Here is a 16,824-nt window from a genome sequence, read left to right as displayed (position 1 = left end):
AATTTCTCAACAGAAACAATTGGCTGCCAACTTGGGGAGGGTGTCAGCCGGGACAGGGGGCCATATGTCCGAACGCGAAAATCGCGCCTTAAACGAAGAGGAACTCCAGGAACTCGTTGCCGCATCCGACAGTGGCGGCCGTATCGTTCCCGGACCCATCGGCAAGATGATTGCCGCCGTCGCGCTGATCTGGTCGGTGTTTCAGGTGCTTCTGGCCTCGCCCGTCGCGCCTTATATTTTGCCCGGCGATCTGATCAACAACTCGCGGCAAATTCACCTCGCTTTCGCGATTTTCCTGTCTGCGATGGCCTATCCGCTCTTCAAATCCGCACCGAAAGATCGCGTGCCGTGGTATGACTGGGTGCTCGCCCTCGCCGGTGCCGCCCTCGCCATGTATGGCTATTTCTTCTACCAAAAAATCGTGGACAATGGCGGTCTCGCGGACACGACCGACGCTTGGTTCGCCCTCGTTGGCCTCGCCTTCCTGTTCATCGCGGCCTATCGCACGCTGGGCCCCGTGATGGTGGCCCTCGCGATCGTCTTCCTGCTCTATGTCTTCTTCGGCTCTTCCGAACTGGTCCCCGATCAAATCCGCTGGGCGGGCGCGTCTCTGCGCAAAGCCATGTCGCATATGTGGATCACCTCTGAAGGCGTCTTCGGCATCGCGCTTGGCGTGTCGACCAAATTCGTCTTCCTGTTCGTTCTGTTCGGGGCGCTGCTCGATAAGGCGGGCGCGGGCAACTATTTCATCAAGATGGCCTTCGGCGCGCTCGGTCACCTGCGCGGTGGCCCGGCCAAGGCCGCCGTTGTCGGCTCCGCCGCCACGGGTCTCATTTCCGGTTCGTCCATCGCCAACGTGGTGACCACCGGGACCTTCACCATTCCGCTGATGAAACGTGTCGGGTTCTCCGCCGAGAAAGCCGGCTCCGTCGAAGTGGCCTCCTCCGTGAACGGCCAGATCATGCCGCCCGTCATGGGCGCCGCCGCTTTCCTCATGGTCGAATATGTCGGCATTTCCTACTTTGAAGTGATCAAACACGCCTTCGTGCCTGCGATCATTTCCTACATCGCTCTGGTCTACATCGTTCACCTTGAAGCGGTGAAAAACAACATGCCGACCATCGGCAACAAAGTCGTGTCGCTCTGGCGCACGATCATGGGCATGTTCCTGTTCTTCGCGGGTTTCGGCGCGCTTTGCTATGCCACCCAATACCCGGTCCGGATGATCACCTCCTTGGTGCCGGAGGGCGCAGGCTGGATCCTCGCTGTCCTGCTCGGTGCGATTTATATCGGTCTGATCAAACTGGCCGCAGACTCCGATGATCTCGAAGCCGACGATCCCAACGCCGAAGTGGTCGAACTGCCCGATATCGCCAAACTCTGGAAAGCCGGGCTCTACTACCTGATGCCGATCATCGTGCTGGTCTATTTCCTGATGATCGAGCGTAAATCTCCCGGTCTGTCGGCCTTCTGGGCAACCTTCCTGCTGTTCTTCATCCTGCTGACGCAAAAACCGCTCAAAGCGATGTTCCGCGGCGAAAGCGAAGCCGTCGCGCGCCTCAAAGAAGGTTTCAAAGATCTGATCGAAGGCATGATCGACGGCGCGCGCAACATGATCGGCATCGGTCTTGCCACCGCGACCGCAGGCATCATCGTCGGCACCGTGTCTCTGACCGGGATCGGTCAGGTGATGGCGGATTTCGTCGAGTTCCTGTCCGGCGGCAACCTGATCCTGATGCTTCTCTTCGTGGCGATCCTGTCGCTGATCCTCGGCATGGGCCTTCCGACCACGGCAAACTACATCGTGGTTTCCTCGCTCATGGTCTCCGTGGTCGTTGAACTGGGCGCACAATCCGGCCTCGTCGTGCCGCTGATCGCTGTGCACCTCTTCGTGTTCTACTTCGGGATCATGGCGGATGTGACGCCCCCTGTGGGGCTCGCGAGTTTCGCGGCGGCGGCGGTGTCCGGCGGCGACGCGATCCGCACCGGCTTCACGGCGTTCTTCTACAGCCTGCGCACCGTCGCCCTGCCCTTCGTGTTCATCTTCAACACCGATCTCCTGCTGATCGACGTGACCTGGGTTCAGGGCATCATCGTCTTCATCATCGCGACCATCGGTATTCTGGTGTTCACGGCGGCAACGATGGGCTTCTACATCACCAAATCGCGCATCTGGGAAACCGTTGCGCTCTTGCTTGTGGCCTTCGCGCTGTTCCGTCCGGGCTTCTTCATGAACCAGATTCAGCACCCGTATCACATCACAGCACCGGCTGCCTTCGAGACAGCCCTCGAAGAAGCGCCCGCCGGGTCTCAGCTTCGCGTGGTGATCTCGGGGCCGGATTTTGATACGCTCGAAATGAAGGATCTGACCGTAGTCCTTGATGTGGCGGATGCAGATCTTCAAGGCCGTCTTGACGCTCTTGGGCTTTTCTTGATGCCCGAAGGCGACAAGATGATCCTTGAAGAGCCGATGTTCGGAACGCCGCTCTCCGACAAGCTGGCAAGCTTCGACTTTTATGGCGACGATCCGGTCGAGATCACTTCGGTGCAGGCCCCGTCTGATCAGCTTCCGAAAGAGTTGATTTTCATCCCTGCGCTGTTGCTTCTGGGTCTGATCACCGTTCTGCAATCCCGCCGTGCGGCGGTTACCAAAGGAGTTCCGGCATGAGTATCAACACCATTCTCTGTGCGATTGATGTGAACCGCGCCGAAAATGAGATCAAAGTTCTGCAACGCGCCTACCGCATTGCAGAACTCGAAGGGGCGCAGCTCGATATCATCAGCGTCATTCCGGATTACGGCATGAGCATCGTTGGCGGCTTTTTCGAAGAGGGCCACACCAACGACGCGCTCAAAAAGGCCAAGGCGGTGATGGTCGAGCTTGTCAAAGAAGCGCTCGGCGAGGAGGCCAACACCAATGTCCGCCATATCGTCGGGGTTGGCACGGCTTACCATGAAATCCTTGAGGCGGCGAAAAAGGACAAGGCCGATCTGATCGTCCTTGGCGCGCATCGCCCCGATCTCAAAGACTACCTGCTCGGGCCGAACGCGGCCCGCGTGGTGCGCCACTCCAGCGCATCGGTTTACGTGGTGCGTTAAAGAAAAGCCTCGGGGCGGGTTTCAGATCGGAACACCGCCCCGATGTCCGTTGATGCGACCGAAACGGTTTTGACAATCGCGTGGACCTCGGTCCCGACAGACAAGTCCAAAGCCGCCGCAGAGCGCCGCGTGATCCGCGCAAGCACCCTGCCCGCGCCTGTATCCAGCGCAACAATCATCCCCGCCCCATCTCCACGCAATGCGTGAATCGTCCCGGACAGGATGTTGAGCGCCGACAGCCCTTCGGGCCGGTGCCGTGACAGGATGACGTCATGGGCCGCAATCCGAACGCGGACAGACTGTCCCACGGCTTGCGAGAGTTTCGGGAGGAACAGCGCCTCCCCACCCGCATCAAGTTCGGTCAACCCATCCGCGTGATGCCTTTTAACGGCGGCTGTCAGCACGGCCCCGGCCTCCCGTGCACCGACCGGAAGAACCGACGGATCGCCAAGCACCTCAGCCGCCGTGCCCTGACGCACGACCTTGCCGCCTTCCATCACCACGATTGTCGTCGCCAAACGCGCCACTTCGCTGGCGGAATGGCTGACGTAGAGGATCGGAATCTCGACCTCGTCGCGTAACCTCTCGAAATACGGCAGGATTTCTCCTTTGCGTGTTTCATCGAGCGCGGAGAGCGGTTCATCCGCCAAAATCAAACGCGGTGCCGAAAGCAAGGCCCGACCGATCGCCACCCGCTGCTTTTCTCCGCCGGACAAAGCGCCCGGACGCCGCTCCAGGAGCGCTCCGATCCCCAACAGATCGACCACGCGGCTCATGTCTTCGCGCGGGGCGTGCTTGGGCGCAAACCATGCGCCATAGTTCAGGTTCTGTTTGACCGTCAGATGCGGGAACAGCCGCGCTTCTTGGAAGATATAGCCAAGGCGACGGCGATGCGGCCTGAGGCAAAGCCGTGCATCTGTGTCGAGCAAGGTCCAATCCCCGACAGCCACCCGCCCGTACTCCGGCTTGAGCAAACCTGCGACGGCGTTGATCACCGTGGATTTGCCCGACCCGGAGGGCCCAAACAAAACCGTAAGCCCCGGCGGCGCCTCGAATTGTGCGCTCAACTCGAACCCTTCGAAGCGATGATGAAGATCAACGGATAGCATCATTTCCCCCCGACCCGATCCGCCACACGGCGGGCGAGAATTTCAGAGATCAACAAGGCCCCCATCGCCACCGTGACGGAAACAAGCACAAGCTTGAGCGCCGCACCCTCTTTGCCCGGCACCTGCAAAAAGGCGTAGATCGCCGAAGGAATGGTGCGGGTTTGGCCGGGAATATTGGAGACAAAGGTGATGGTCGCGCCGAACTCTCCCATCGCCTTGGCAAAGGCCAAAATGGCTCCGGCCAAAATCCCCGGCAGGCTCATCGGCAGAGTGACGGTCAGAAAGACCCAGATCGGGGCCGCGCCCAAGGTGGCGCTGGCCTGTTCCAGTTTCGGGTCCACCGCCTCGATCGACAGGCGGATCGCCCGCACCATGAGCGGAAAGGCCATAACCCCCGCCGCCAGCGCCGCACCGGTCCAGCGAAAGGCAAAGGTGATGCCTATTTCATTGAGCAAGCTGCCGACGGGGCCTTTCACTCCGAAAGTCAAAAGCAGGATGTACCCCGTGACCACAGGCGGCAGGATGAGCGGTAGATGCACCAGCCCGTTGAGCAGGGCTTTCCCCGGAAAGGACCAGCGCGCCAAGGCGTAGGCCGTCAGAATGCCCAGAGGCAGGCTTACAAGCATGGCCCAAAAGGACACCCGCAGCGAAAGCGCCACGGCCCGCCATTCATCCGGTCCCAACCAGTCCAACAAAGGCAGTCCCCCGTTTATTGCGCAACCACGACAAAGCCCTGCCGCTCAAAAGCGGCCCGCGCCTCATCGCCCTTGAGGTAGGCGACGAACTCTTCGGCCGCAGCCCCTTCATGACCAGCCAGAATTGCGGCCGGATAGACAATCGGCGGATGGCTGTCTGACGGGAAGGTTCCGACGACGGAAACGCCATCTTCTGCCACAGCGTCCGTGGCATAGACAATGCCGTAGGGCGCTTCTCCCGTCGCGACCAATGCCAGAGCGGCGCGCACATTGTCGGCCTGCGCCACTTGCGGCTCGATCTCATCCCAAAGGCCAAGGCTTTCGAGCGAGGCCTTGCCATAAATCCCCGCCGGGACCGCATCGACCAGAGCCATCGCGAGATACCCGTCACCGATCATTCCCGGCAGATCCAGATCACTGCCAATATTGACCGGCGCGACATCGCTTTCGGAGCCAACCAGCACCAGAGCGTTATTGAGCAGATCAAAACGGCTGCCGTCTTCCAAAAGCCCATCACTCTCCAAAGTGTCCATCCAACCCGGATTGGCCGAAATGAAAATATCTGCAGGAGCGCCCTGCTGGATTTGCCGAGCGAGTGCGGAAGACCCTGCCAGAGAAATCGCAAGGCTATGACCCGTCTCCGCCTCGAAATTCTTTTCGATTTCAGCCAGAGCGTTGGTCATGCTTGCCGCTGCAAAGACAGTGATGTCCTCGGCCTGTGTTGCAACTGGGAGAGCCGCGAGGCTCACAGTGAGCGCCAACATTCTGCGCGAGATAGCAAAAGTCATAAAGTTTTCCTAGTATGGATATGTTTCCACAAACATATCGCAACACCTCATGACACAGGCAAGCGTTATTTTCCCCCAGACATATCGATCAGCAACTCCCGGATCGCATCGATCCGATCCGCACAGGCCTCTGTCGTGAGCGCAATAATCTCGCGGTAATGCGCCAAGACAAGCTCACCGGCCTCCGTCAGATGCGCCCCGCCGCCCTTCGTTCCACCGCGCGAAGAGGCCACCAGTGGCTCTTTGAACGCATGGTTCATCTCTTCGACCAAAGACCACGCGCGCTTGTAACTCATCGACATCTTTCGCCCCGCCGCCGCAATGGAACCGGTTTCGCGAATGCCTTCGAGAAGGTCGGCCTTGCCGGGTCCAAGCATCAACCGCTCTCCGAAATAAATCCGAAGGCGTAGCCGCGTGTCGTCATCAAGAGGGGTCTTGTTTGTCATTCTCCTGTTGTGCCGCAGCGACAGCCCACTGGCAAGCACCCGCGCAGCCCGTTCGCAACAACGGCGCTAGAGCTTGCGCCCCACACCCGCTTCATGGGATAGGAGGCCAAATCCGTTCTCAAGGAGCCCGACATGAGCGCTACCGCATCCAAAGACGTCGCAATCGGAAACGTCACCTTTTCCAACGCCCGCCCCTTTGGCCTGATCGCTGGCCCCTGTCAGCTGGAAAGCCTTGATCACGCCCGTATGCTGGCTGAAAAGATCGCGGAGGCCTGCGCCCCGACCGGCACCGAGTTTGTGTTCAAAGGCTCCTATGACAAAGCCAACCGCAGCTCTCTATCGGGCAAGCGTGGCCTTGGCGCTGAAAAGGGCCTCACCATCCTGTCGAAAATCCGCGAGGAATTCGGCTGCCCGGTGATCACCGACGTGCACGAACCCGCGCAATGCGCGATGGCCGCCGAGGCCGTCGATGTGCTGCAAATCCCGGCCTTTCTGTGCCGTCAGACCGATCTTCTGCTCGCAGCGGGCGAAACCGACAAGGCGATCAACGTCAAAAAGGGCCAGTTCCTCGCCCCGTGGGACATGGACAACGTCGCCGCCAAGCTCGCCTCCACCGGCAATGACAAGATCATGCTCTGCGAACGCGGCACGTCTTTTGGCTACAACACTCTGGTCAGCGATTTCCGTGGCCTGCCGCGCATGGCCCAGACCGGCTATCCGGTGATCATGGACGCCACCCATTCGGTGCAACAGCCCGGCGGCCAAGGCACCTCTACGGGCGGCGACCGGACCATGGTTCCGGTGCTGGCGCGCGCGGCGGTCGCCGTTGGCGTTGCGGGCCTCTTTATCGAGACGCATGAAGACCCGGACAACGCACCGTCGGATGGGCCGAACATGCTGCGGATCGAAGAGCTCGGACCGCTTCTGGCCACGCTGCACGCGCTCGACAGCGTCGTCAAACCCGCCTGACCGAACCTCAGTAATTTACCACAAATCCCGGGGAAATGCCCCGGGGTGACCGCAATAGCGTCCTGAATTTCGCCTTTGGTGTTCCTCAAACTCTATCCTGTGCCACAGTCTAAAGCGTGGCGCACCTATGTGAGGAGTGCCGCCATGAAACCGCAGGAAAAACATTCAATCACGATCCCGCCGCTGGCCTATCAAAAGCCGATGCCGCAGCAACAGACGCCCATTCATATGGATGGGCAGCCGACCGTCGCGGCGCGAAAAAGGCCGCAGATCATCTTCACCGACTGGGCCATGATCTGAGCGAGGCGAGAGCGTACCAGCTTGACCCGTCTCGCGGGCTGCGGGACATTGGGCTGATCCCTGCCCCAGAGCCTCGCCATGCCTTCACCCGTCTCATCCATCCGAAATCTCGGCCCCGCGTCCGACGCGTCTTTCGCCCGCGCCGGGATCTCCACCGCCGAGGAGCTCCGCGAGATGGGGCCGGATGCCGCCTATCGCCGCCTTCTTACCAGCGGATCGCGTCCGCATTTCATCGGATACTATTGCATTGTCATGGGGCTACAAGGTCGCCCTTGGAACGACTGCAAGGGGAAAGAAAAAGACGCGCTTCGGGAACGGTTCGACGCGATTGTCGCCTCTGTGCAAAGGGATGAAAGCGCCGTTCCCTTGGGGATTGAAGCCGTTTTAAACGTAATCGGAACAGGCTTGAGGCGCTAGAACTCCGGCTTACTCGGAACTTTTGACGCCGTTTCCACGTTCTTTCTCAAAAGCACAAAGGAGAGAGACATGGACCTCATCCGCATCATTGCCGCCGTCATCCTGCCGCCGCTCGGCGTGTTCATGCAGGTTGGGCTGGGCAAGCAGTTTTGGCTCAACATTCTGCTGACGCTTCTGGGCTATATCCCCGGCATCGTACATGCCGTTTGGATTATCGCGCGGACACCGGAAGAAGGGCACGTTTGATCGACCGCCACGACGGACATGATCACATATGAAAAAGGCCGCCCTCACAGGCGGCCTTTTCTAACGACTTTGGCTGAGAACAGCTTAGCCAACCAGCTCGATGCCGGAGAAGAAGAAAGCGATTTCTTCAGCAGCGGTTTCCGGAGCGTCAGAACCGTGCACGGAGTTTTCGCCCACGGAGAGAGCGAACTCTTTGCGGATGGTGCCTTCAGCAGCGTCGGCCGGGTTGGTGGCGCCCATGACTTCGCGGTTTTTCGCGATGGCGTCTTCACCTTCGAGAACCTGCACAACAACCGGCTCGGAGATCATGAATTCACACAGTTCGCCAAAGAACGGACGGTCTTTGTGCACGCCGTAGAACGCCTGTGCTTGAGCAAGGGTCATCTGGATGCGCTTGGAAGCGACGACGCGGAGGCCAGCTTCTTCGAACTTGGCAACGATTTTGCCGGTCAGGTTACGCTTGGTGGCGTCGGGTTTGATGATGGAGAAGGTACGCTGGATCGCCATGGGAAAAGCCTCTTGGATCTCGGTTTGCAGTGAAAACAGGCCCGGATGATCCGGTGCCCGAAGATTGCGGGCCGGATAACACGGGCAAAGCGGTTTGAAAAGCGGTGATTGACCTTACCCGCGCGCTCAGGCATGGGAGCCTTATGCTTAAGATCCACGATATCACATATTCCGTCGAGGGACGCACTCTGATCGAGAATGCCTCCGTCACCATTCCCACCGGCCACAAGGTCGGCATCGTGGGCCGCAATGGCGCGGGTAAGACCACGCTGTTTCGCATCATCAAGGGCCAGTTGGTCCTTGAGGGTGGCTCCATCGAGGTGCCCTCCCGTGCCCGCATCGGCGGCGTTGCCCAAGAAGTGCCGGGCAACGAGGTCTCTCTGTTGGACACGGTTCTGGCCGAAGACAAAGAACGTGCGAGCCTGATGGCGGAATCAGAAACCGCCACTGACCCGCACCGGATCGCGGACATTCAGACCCGTTTGGCTGATATCGACGCATGGTCCGCCGAAGGGCGCGCCTCTTCGATTCTCAAGGGCCTCGGGTTCAACGACGAAGAAATCCTCATGCCCTGCTCCGCTTTCTCCGGCGGCTGGCGCATGCGTGTGGCTCTGGCTGGCGTGCTGTTCTCGCAGCCCGACTTCCTTCTGCTCGACGAGCCGACCAACTACCTCGACCTTGAAGGGGCGCTTTGGCTTGAGACCTATCTCGCCAAATACCCGCACACGGTTCTGCTGATCTCCCACGACCGTGCGCTTTTGAACCGTGCCGTGGGGGCGATCCTGCATCTGGAGAGCAAGAAACTCACGCTCTACTCCGGCGGTTATGACGATTTTGCCCGCACCCGCGCCGCACAGCGCGCTGTGCAAGCCGCCGCCGCAAAAAAACAGGAAGCGCACCGCGCCCACCTGCAAAGCTTTGTGGACCGGTTCAAAGCAAAGGCCTCGAAAGCCAAGCAAGCACAGTCTCGCGTCAAGATGCTGGAGAAGATGGAAACCATCACCGCACCGGAAGATGCCGCGCGCATGGTGTTCACCTTCCCGACACCCGAGGAGCTTTCCCCGCCGATCCTTCGGATCGAAGGCGGCTCCGTCGGCTATGACGGCAAGGCCATTTTGCAGCGGCTGAACCTGCGCATCGACCAAGACGACCGGATCGCGCTTTTGGGTCGCAACGGTGAGGGCAAATCGACGCTCTCAAAACTCTTGTCCGACCGCCTGCCCGCCATGTCCGGCGACATCACCCGGCACAAGAAACTGCGCGTTGGGTTCTTTGCCCAGCACCAAGTCGATGAGCTGCATCTCGACGAGACGCCGCTCCAACACCTGCGCCGCGCTTTGCCGAACCTTGAGCCAACCAAGCTCCGGGCGCGTCTTGCCGGTTTCGGCCTTGGCGCGGATCAGGCGGAAACCGAGGTCGGGCGTCTCTCCGGTGGCCAGAAAGCGCGTCTGTCCCTGTTGCTCGCAACACTCGACGCCCCGCACCTTCTGATCCTCGACGAACCGACCAACCACCTCGACATCGAGAGCCGTGAGGCCCTCGTGGAAGCGCTGACCGAATACACCGGGGCCGTGGTGCTCGTGTCGCACGACATGCACCTTCTGAGCCTCGTGGCGGATCGCCTCTGGCTCGTGAAAGACGGTCGCGTGGAGCCCTATGAGGAAGATTTGGAGGCCTATCGCCGCTTCCTCATCACAGGGGACGAGAAGCCGAAAGAACCGAAACAAAAGCCCGCGCCCAAACCCAAGAAAGCGTCCCGCGACGAAATCCTCGCGCTGCGCTCCGACGTGCGCAAATGCGAAGAGCGTGTCGGCAAACTCACCGAGATGAGCAAGAAGCTTCAGGTCAAACTCGCCAATCCAGAGCTTTACGAAGACAAGGACGCGGCTATCGTCTGGCAAAAGAAGTATGCCGAAGTGTCCGAGGCGATGGACCGCGCAGAGGCGCTTTGGATGGCGGCGCTGGAAAAACTCGAAGCGGCGGGAGGATAACGCTTTGGAACTTCAGGTGCTGATCACTGCTTTCATGACGCTTTTCGTCATCATCGACCCGATCGGGCTGGCGCCCTTGTTCGTGGCGCTGACCCAAGGCGCGAGCGCGAAACACCGCCGCGCCATCGGCTTGCGCGCCGTGTTGATCGCTTTTGGCATCCTGACGCTTTTCGGTCTCTTTGGGGATCATGTCCTGACTTTCGTCGGCATTTCCATGCCCGCTTTCCGCATCGCGGGCGGGCTTCTTCTGTTCCTCACCGCGCTTGAAATGCTGTTCGAGAAACGCAGCAAACGGCGCGAAGAACATGCGCAGCACCCGGAACACCAACCGGTGGAAGACCCCTCTGTCTTCCCGCTCGCCACACCGCTTCTGGCAGGCCCCGGAGCCATCACCTCAATGATCCTTCTGATCGATCAGGCCAATGGCGTTCCCGGCGTCCTGATGATGCTCGGCGTTCTCGTCGCCGTACTCGCCGTCTGCCTGACATTCTTCGCCCTCTCCAACGCCATGGAACGCTTTTTGGGCGCGACCGGAATCAATGTGGTCACCCGGCTGATGGGCATGCTTTTGGCCGCGCTTTCCGTGCAATTCGTCGCGGACGGGATCAAGGCGCTGTTTTTCGCTGGCTGACAAAATGCCCTGACGTTTTCGTCAGGAACAGATTGTCCCACTGACAAACCGCGCCCGGATGCCTATCTTTGTAGCCATGGACCAAATGGACACCGCCCGCATTCTCTATCTGTCACTGCTCCTTGGAGCGGTCGGGTTCTATTACATCGTCGCAAACCGCAAACGCATGGGCCAGATGGTGCGCCATGCTGTGCTCTGGGCTTTGATCTTTATCGGTGTGCTTGCGGGTTACGGGCTTTGGCAGGACGTCGGCCCGCGCCTTGCGCCGTCGCAAATGAGCATCGGCGACGGCACGGTTGAGGTGGACCGCGATCATTCAGGCCATTTCTCCGTCATGGCCGAAGTCAACGGCACGCCCGTCGAATTCCTTGTCGATACAGGGGCTTCCAACGTGGTCTTGTCGCTCGATGACGCCAAGCGCGCGGGGATCGACACCGACAATCTCGCCTTCACTGGCCGCGCCCAGACCGCGAACGGCTCCGTCAGAACGGCCGCCGTGCGGATTGACACGCTCAACCTTGAAGGCATCACCGACAGCCGCGTGCGCGCCTATGTTACGGACGGGGAGCTGTTCGGGTCTTTGTTGGGGATGGACTATCTGCAGCGCTACGAGAGCATCGAAATCAAGCAAAACAAGTTGATTTTGACGCGGTGAGATTGAGGTGAGATTTAGGGCATCGCGCGCGCGGATGCGAGTTTTGCGGCAAACCCGAGAAAGACCACGCCCGTGACCCCCTTGAGCCAGCGTTGAAACCGACCGCCGCCGAGGCTTTTGGTCAGCTTCGCAAAGAGCAGCACCATCACCGAGAACCAGATCGCATTGATCAGAGAGTGGATCACCACCAGCGTGAAACTGGCGAGCATGGGCGTTTCCCCCGGGCTGATGAATTGGGGGAAAGCCGCGAGGTAGAACATCGACACTTTCGGATTGAGCGCATTGGTCAAAAGACCTTCGAGATAGGCATGCGACAGCGTCCGTGCCTGACGTACTGGCGCAACCTCCAGCGAAGACACACCATGCCATGCCGACAGCAGCGCCTTACCCCCAATCCAGACCAGATATGCCGCCCCCAGAAGTTTGACGATCATGAACGCCGTGGCCGATTGCACCAAAAGCACCGAAAGCCCGACGATCGATAGCGCACCATGCAGGTAAAATGCAGAGACGAAACCCGCAACCGTGGCAAACCCCGCCGCGCGCCCGGAGCTGGGCACGGTTTTCGCGATCAACACCCCGTTCGACCCCGGCGACATCACCAAAAGCGACGCCACCAACGCGAACGTCATGATCTCTTGCAGGCTCATGTCACGCTTCCTTCTTACTTTCCGCCTTCTTCTCCCAGCGGCCACTTTCTTCTGACCAGTATTGGGCCTCCGCCCCGGCGTCGGTGAGCGTTTTCCACTGCACCCGCGCGTGTTGCACCGCGTCTGGGTCATATCCGTCAAAGAGGATACAGGCGCGATCCAGAGCGGCGATTTCCTCAGCCGTCAAATCCGCGCCGCCGACGCTCATCACGCAGGAGGCCGCATTGCCGCCATGGCCTGTCGTGAACAGGATCGGTTGCGCTGCATCATGCGGTCCACCTGCCACGCCATGCGGCAGAAATCCTTCGCGCAGCCAAAGCGCCTGATCGAGCGCCTGAAGCATCTGTTCAGAGCGCCCCCGCACCTCGACACGCCAGCCCGCCTGCAGAGATTTCTCCGCAAGCGTGCCAAGCGTCTCTACCAGAGGCGCTTGGGTCAGGTGATAGAAATAGACTGCGCCCATAAGGCCTTAGTCCTTCTTGTTCATCTCATCGATCATCCGGTTGAGCGCCAGAACACCCCAGCCGGTCGCACCTTTCGGGGCCAGCGTCGTTGCGGATTTCAGCGAGGCGACCCCGGCGATATCGAGGTGAATCCACGGGGTGTCGTCTTTGACGAAACGTTTCAGGAATTGCGCTGCAGTGATCGCGCCGCCCCAACGCGGGCCAACGTTTTTCATATCCGCCACGTCGGACTTGATCAGGTCGTCATAGCCCTGTCCCAAAGGCAGACGCCATGCGCCCTCGCCCTCGGTTTCTGCCGCCTTCAGGAAGCCATTGCAGAACGCGTCGTCGTTGGAAAAGACACCGGCATTCTCATTGCCGAGCGCCACCATGCAGGCCCCTGTGAGCGTTGCGAGATCGACCATGGCGCGCGGCGCGAAACGGTCCTGTGCGTACCAAAGCACATCGGCCAGAACCAAACGGCCTTCTGCATCGGTGTTGATGATCTCGACCGTGTCGCCCTTCATGGATTTCACCACATCGCCCGGACGCGTCGCTTCGCCGCTCGGCATGTTCTCAACGAGGCCGACGAGGCCGACGACATTCACCGGCGCTTTGCGCAGGGCGAGAGATTTCATCACGCCCGACACGGTGCCCGCGCCGCCCATGTCCATGGTCATATCTTCCATACCGCCCGCCGGTTTCAGCGAGATACCGCCGGTGTCGAACACCACGCCTTTGCCGATCAGGGCCAGCGGCGGCTCTTCACCGCCCGACTGCCATTCCATCACCACCATCTTCGTTGGCGTCACGGAGCCTTGGCCGACAGAGAGCAGCAGGTTCATGCCGAGCTCTTTCAGGCGATCTTCTTCGAGCACCTCGACCTTCACGCCGAGGCTTTCCAGCTCGCTCAGGCGGGATGCGAATTCCGAAGTGTTCAACACGTTCGACGGTTCGGACACCAGATCGCGGGTGAAGAACACGCCTTCGGCCAGCGCGGTTGCAGCGGTCAGGTCCACCGTCTCGGGTTTCGTCACCGCGAAAGTCACTGCGGGGACAGGAGCCTCCTCAGCAGAAGTCTTATGCGCCGTAAAGCTATAGTGGCGCAGCATGACGCCGAGGGCCAAATCTTCGACGCGTTTGAGGCTGCCGGGCAGCACCAGCGCACCGTCCTTGTCCAGCGCCCCGCCAATTGCAGCACCGGCCTTACGGCAAAGCGCGGTGGAGGCCTGATGGCCGAGTTTCACAACCTGCACCGCAGAAGCCGCCATGCCCACGGGGTAAGCGAGGTCTTGCGCCGAGCCTTCTTCGAGTTTCTCAAACGCCGGGCTCTCAATGAACCGCGCCAAGGCTCCCTTGGTCAACCGATTGATCCGCCGTGCGGCCGGGCTCATTTTGCCCTCGGGCGTCACCAAGACGGCCACGCGTCCGGCGGCTCCGGCAATGGCATCGACGTCGAATTCGGTGACGGTGATCTGGGCAAGCGCGGTCATGGGAAATCCTTTGTTGTGAGACGGGTTCCACATAGGTAGCGGTCCCAAACAGGACTGACCAGTGCGAGATTGCATCTTTCTCCCCGCGTCCACAGCGGATAAAGTCCGCCAGAACGGAAACACGGGTATCGAGGCCAGAGGTTTGGGAAGATTCGACAAATACATGCTTCAGCAACTGCTGATGCTGTTCGGCTTCTTCTCTTTGCTTCTGGCATTGGTGTTTTGGGTCAATGGCGCCGTGGGCATGCTGGACTGGCTTTTGGGCGACGGACAATCCGCCGCGACCTTCCTACAGCTGACATTTCTGTCGCTGCCATCGATTCTTCTGAACCTCCTGCCCGTCGCCGCCTTTGCCGCCGTGGTCTATGTCACCAACCGGCTGTCCTCCGAATCCGAGCTGGTCGTGGTTCAGGCTGCAGGCTATTCGCCCTATCGCCTCGCCCGTCCGGTGCTGATCTTCGGCGTGATCGTTGGCCTTATGGTCGCCATTCTCGCGCATTTTCTGGTGCCTATGGCGCAGCGCGAACTCGACATGCGCCGCGCCGAGATTGCACAGGACGTGACCGCGCGTCTGCTCACCGAAGGCTCCTTTGTGCACCCTCTGAAAGGCATCACCTTTTACGTGCGCAACATCACTGCGGCCGGTGAGCTAGAGGATGTCTATCTCTCCAACAGCTGGACGGCTGGCGAACGTCAAAGCTATCTGGCGCGTCGCGCGCTGATCGTAAAAGACGACGAAGGCCCAATGCTTCTGATGTTCGATGGTATGAGCCAGACCTATGACATCGAGGAAAACCGCCTGTCGGTGACTCGGTTCGACAGTTTCGCCTATAGCATCAGCATGTTTGGCTCAACGCGCGGCCCGAAAGCCTCCATCCGCTCCACTGACAGCTTGGCGCTTCTCAAAGCGAGCCCCGACCTGCAAGAGACATTGAAAAAAACACCGATGCAGATGTTCGCGGAAATCACCCAACGCACCAACAAAGCCGTTCAGGGTGTCGCCATTTGTCTCGTTGGATTCGCGGCCCTTCTGGTCGGCGGTTTCTCGCGCTTCGGATTGTGGCGCCAGATCATGCTCGCCATCTTGCTTCTGGTCATCGTCAAGTCGCTCGACAATACCTTTGAAGGCGTGATCGAACGCAATCCCGATCTCTGGCCGCTGCGCTACCTCGCTTCGGTTCTGGCCATCGGGACCGCCTTCGGTCTGATGTGGAAAACGGCCCACCCACGGCGTTCGCGCCGTCGACATAAGGGAGACGACACCCCGTCCCGGGAGGCCTCCGCATGAAACTCGACCTGTATTTCGCCCGCCGCTTCATTCGCGCTCTGTTGATCGTGCTTGCGCTTTTTGCCGGGCTGATAGCGATGGTGGAAAGCCTCGACCTGATCCGCAACTTTTCCGATCTTGATGTCAACAATGCGACCATTTTGCGTATGGCGCTTCTCAGGACGCCGCGGACACTTTACGAAATTCTGCCGATCATCGTGATGATCGCCACACTCGTGCTGTTTCTCGGGCTGGCGCGCTCTTCCGAACTGGTGGTCGCGCGTGCCGCCGGACGTTCCGCCCTGCGGTCTTTGGTCCCGCCCATCGTCGTCGCCTTTCTGTTCGGCGCGCTTTGCGTCGCGGTCTTCAACCCGATCACGGCCACGACAGAACGGACCTATGAGCATCTGAAAGAGCTTTTGAAGCAGGGAGAGCGGCAGGTCTTCTCCGTGTCTGACGAAGGCCTTTGGCTCCGCGAAGGCAACAGCAGCAGTCAAATGGTGATCCGCGCCACGCGCTCCAACCTCGACGGCTCCCAGCTTCAAGACGTGAGTTTCGTCGGCTTCACCACGGATGGCACGCCGCTCTTTCGCATAGAAGCTCAAACCGCGCGGATAGAAGACGCGCAATGGGTGCTTACGGACGCCAAACGCTGGCCGCTCGAAGGCGCGGCCAACCCCGAGGCGGCCGCAACAGAACATGAGCAACTGACCCTGCCCACCTCACTGACACTGGACGAAATCCGAGATCGTTTCGGCGCGCCTGAATCCGTGCCTTTCTGGGAATTGAACGCCTATATCGAAAAGCTCGAACTGGCCGGGTTCTCCGCCCGCTCATACCGGATGTGGCTGCAAAGCGAGCTGGCGCTGCCTTTCACCTTCGTCGCGATGGTGCTGATCGCGGCGGGCTTCACGATGCGGCACACCCGTCTCGGCAAGACCTCCTCGCGCATCCTGATCGCGGTTTTGATCTCCTTCGGCTTCTACTTCCTGCGCTCTTTCGCCATCGTGATGGGACAGAACGCCTTGCTGCCGATTTCTCTGGCGGCATGGGCCCCGCCGCTCGCCGTCATCTTCGGCTCTCTTGCCCTTCTCTTGCATTTAGAGGATGGATAGAAA

At 60.0% G+C, this 16,824-nt stretch carries 19 protein-coding genes; 11 read left to right on the top strand and 8 right to left on the bottom strand.

From position 1 onward, the window contains the following. Positions 1 to 64 precede the first annotated feature (64 nt). Both ACYBHZ_RS07730 and ACYBHZ_RS07725 read left to right on the top strand, forming a co-directional pair. On the top strand, positions 65 to 2,668 hold the full coding sequence (locus ACYBHZ_RS07730) for a TRAP transporter permease (protein ID WP_460273677.1): 2,604 nt from the start codon (positions 65 to 67) through the stop codon (positions 2,666 to 2,668). After that, positions 2,665 to 3,099 (top strand): universal stress protein, encoded by a 435-nt coding sequence (locus ACYBHZ_RS07725; RefSeq protein ID WP_460273676.1) that lies wholly within the window; start codon positions 2,665 to 2,667, stop codon positions 3,097 to 3,099. The genes ACYBHZ_RS07730 and ACYBHZ_RS07725 overlap by 4 nt, the downstream gene beginning before the upstream one ends. Here ACYBHZ_RS07725 and modC read toward each other — a convergent pair. The 4 genes from modC to ACYBHZ_RS07705 form a co-directional block, all read right to left on the bottom strand. Then, positions 3,096 to 4,208, bottom strand: a complete 1,113-nt coding sequence (gene modC / locus ACYBHZ_RS07720; protein ID WP_460273893.1) for a molybdenum ABC transporter ATP-binding protein — start codon at positions 4,206 to 4,208, stop codon at positions 3,096 to 3,098. The genes ACYBHZ_RS07725 and modC overlap by 4 nt on opposite strands. After that, positions 4,208 to 4,900, bottom strand: coding sequence for a molybdate ABC transporter permease subunit (gene modB / locus ACYBHZ_RS07715; protein ID WP_460273675.1), 693 nt, complete (start codon positions 4,898 to 4,900; stop codon positions 4,208 to 4,210). The genes modC and modB overlap by 1 nt, the downstream gene beginning before the upstream one ends. Positions 4,901 to 4,917: 17 nt before the next feature. Next, entirely contained in the window at positions 4,918 to 5,691 is a 774-nt protein-coding gene (gene modA / locus ACYBHZ_RS07710) for a molybdate ABC transporter substrate-binding protein (RefSeq protein WP_460273674.1), read from the bottom strand. Positions 5,692 to 5,756: 65 nt separating this feature from the next. Continuing rightward, positions 5,757 to 6,137 carry a winged helix-turn-helix domain-containing protein gene (locus ACYBHZ_RS07705; protein ID WP_460273673.1) on the bottom strand — a complete coding sequence of 127 codons (381 nt, stop codon included), beginning with the start codon at positions 6,135 to 6,137 and terminating at the stop codon, positions 5,757 to 5,759. Positions 6,138 to 6,269: 132 nt separating this feature from the next. On the opposite strand from ACYBHZ_RS07705, the gene kdsA reads away from it, so the two are divergent. From kdsA to ACYBHZ_RS07685, 4 genes are all read left to right on the top strand, one after another. Next, positions 6,270 to 7,106 (top strand): 3-deoxy-8-phosphooctulonate synthase, encoded by an 837-nt coding sequence (gene kdsA / locus ACYBHZ_RS07700; RefSeq protein WP_460273672.1) that lies wholly within the window; start codon positions 6,270 to 6,272, stop codon positions 7,104 to 7,106. Positions 7,107 to 7,250: 144 nt separating this feature from the next. Next, positions 7,251 to 7,406 (top strand): hypothetical protein, encoded by a 156-nt coding sequence (locus ACYBHZ_RS07695; protein ID WP_460273671.1) that lies wholly within the window; start codon positions 7,251 to 7,253, stop codon positions 7,404 to 7,406. Positions 7,407 to 7,484: 78 nt separating this feature from the next. Further along, entirely contained in the window at positions 7,485 to 7,823 is a 339-nt protein-coding gene (locus ACYBHZ_RS07690) for a TfoX/Sxy family DNA transformation protein (RefSeq protein WP_460273670.1), read from the top strand. A gap of 69 nt (positions 7,824 to 7,892) precedes the next feature. Then, complete coding sequence (locus ACYBHZ_RS07685; RefSeq protein WP_460273669.1) at positions 7,893 to 8,069, top strand: YqaE/Pmp3 family membrane protein; 177 nt, start codon at positions 7,893 to 7,895, stop codon at positions 8,067 to 8,069. A gap of 84 nt (positions 8,070 to 8,153) precedes the next feature. Here ACYBHZ_RS07685 and ndk read toward each other — a convergent pair whose 3' ends face one another. Further along, positions 8,154 to 8,576, bottom strand: a complete 423-nt coding sequence (gene ndk, locus ACYBHZ_RS07680) for a nucleoside-diphosphate kinase (RefSeq protein ID WP_460273668.1) — start codon at positions 8,574 to 8,576, stop codon at positions 8,154 to 8,156. A gap of 143 nt (positions 8,577 to 8,719) precedes the next feature. On the opposite strand from ndk, the gene ACYBHZ_RS07675 reads away from it, so the two are divergent. The 3 genes from ACYBHZ_RS07675 to ACYBHZ_RS07665 all read left to right on the top strand — a co-directional run bounded on the left by ACYBHZ_RS07675 (position 8,720) and on the right by ACYBHZ_RS07665 (position 11,853). Further along, positions 8,720 to 10,567: an ABC-F family ATP-binding cassette domain-containing protein gene (locus tag ACYBHZ_RS07675; RefSeq protein ID WP_460273667.1), complete on the top strand. Its 1,848-nt coding sequence runs from the start codon at positions 8,720 to 8,722 to the stop codon at positions 10,565 to 10,567. Between the two features lie 4 nt (positions 10,568 to 10,571). Continuing rightward, positions 10,572 to 11,198, top strand: a complete 627-nt coding sequence (locus ACYBHZ_RS07670) for a MarC family protein (protein WP_460273666.1) — start codon at positions 10,572 to 10,574, stop codon at positions 11,196 to 11,198. Between the two features lie 85 nt (positions 11,199 to 11,283). Then, entirely contained in the window at positions 11,284 to 11,853 is a 570-nt protein-coding gene (locus ACYBHZ_RS07665; RefSeq protein ID WP_460273665.1) for a retropepsin-like aspartic protease family protein, read from the top strand. A 14-nt stretch (positions 11,854 to 11,867) separates the two neighbouring features. On the opposite strand, the gene ACYBHZ_RS07660 is transcribed toward ACYBHZ_RS07665, so the two are convergent. From ACYBHZ_RS07660 to ACYBHZ_RS07650, 3 genes are read right to left on the bottom strand one after another with little or no spacing between them, the layout of a single operon-like run. Further along, complete coding sequence (locus ACYBHZ_RS07660) at positions 11,868 to 12,503, bottom strand: LysE family translocator (protein ID WP_460273664.1); 636 nt, start codon at positions 12,501 to 12,503, stop codon at positions 11,868 to 11,870. Position 12,504: 1 nt separating this feature from the next. Continuing rightward, on the bottom strand, positions 12,505 to 12,966 hold the full coding sequence (locus ACYBHZ_RS07655) for a DNA polymerase III subunit chi (RefSeq protein ID WP_460273663.1): 462 nt from the start codon (positions 12,964 to 12,966) through the stop codon (positions 12,505 to 12,507). Positions 12,967 to 12,972: 6 nt separating this feature from the next. After that, on the bottom strand, positions 12,973 to 14,439 hold the full coding sequence (locus tag ACYBHZ_RS07650) for a leucyl aminopeptidase (protein ID WP_460273662.1): 1,467 nt from the start codon (positions 14,437 to 14,439) through the stop codon (positions 12,973 to 12,975). Between the two features lie 163 nt (positions 14,440 to 14,602). On the opposite strand from ACYBHZ_RS07650, the gene ACYBHZ_RS07645 reads away from it, so the two are divergent. Both ACYBHZ_RS07645 and lptG read left to right on the top strand, forming a co-directional pair. Continuing rightward, positions 14,603 to 15,727: an LptF/LptG family permease gene (locus ACYBHZ_RS07645; protein WP_460273661.1), complete on the top strand. Its 1,125-nt coding sequence runs from the start codon at positions 14,603 to 14,605 to the stop codon at positions 15,725 to 15,727. Further along, positions 15,724 to 16,821: an LPS export ABC transporter permease LptG gene (lptG, locus tag ACYBHZ_RS07640; RefSeq protein ID WP_460273660.1), complete on the top strand. Its 1,098-nt coding sequence runs from the start codon at positions 15,724 to 15,726 to the stop codon at positions 16,819 to 16,821. The genes ACYBHZ_RS07645 and lptG overlap by 4 nt, the downstream gene beginning before the upstream one ends. Positions 16,822 to 16,824: the final 3 nt, after the last annotated feature.

The organism is Celeribacter sp. ULVN23_4, from assembly GCF_054788345.1.
This window is presented reverse-complemented; position numbering and strand designations above follow the sequence as displayed.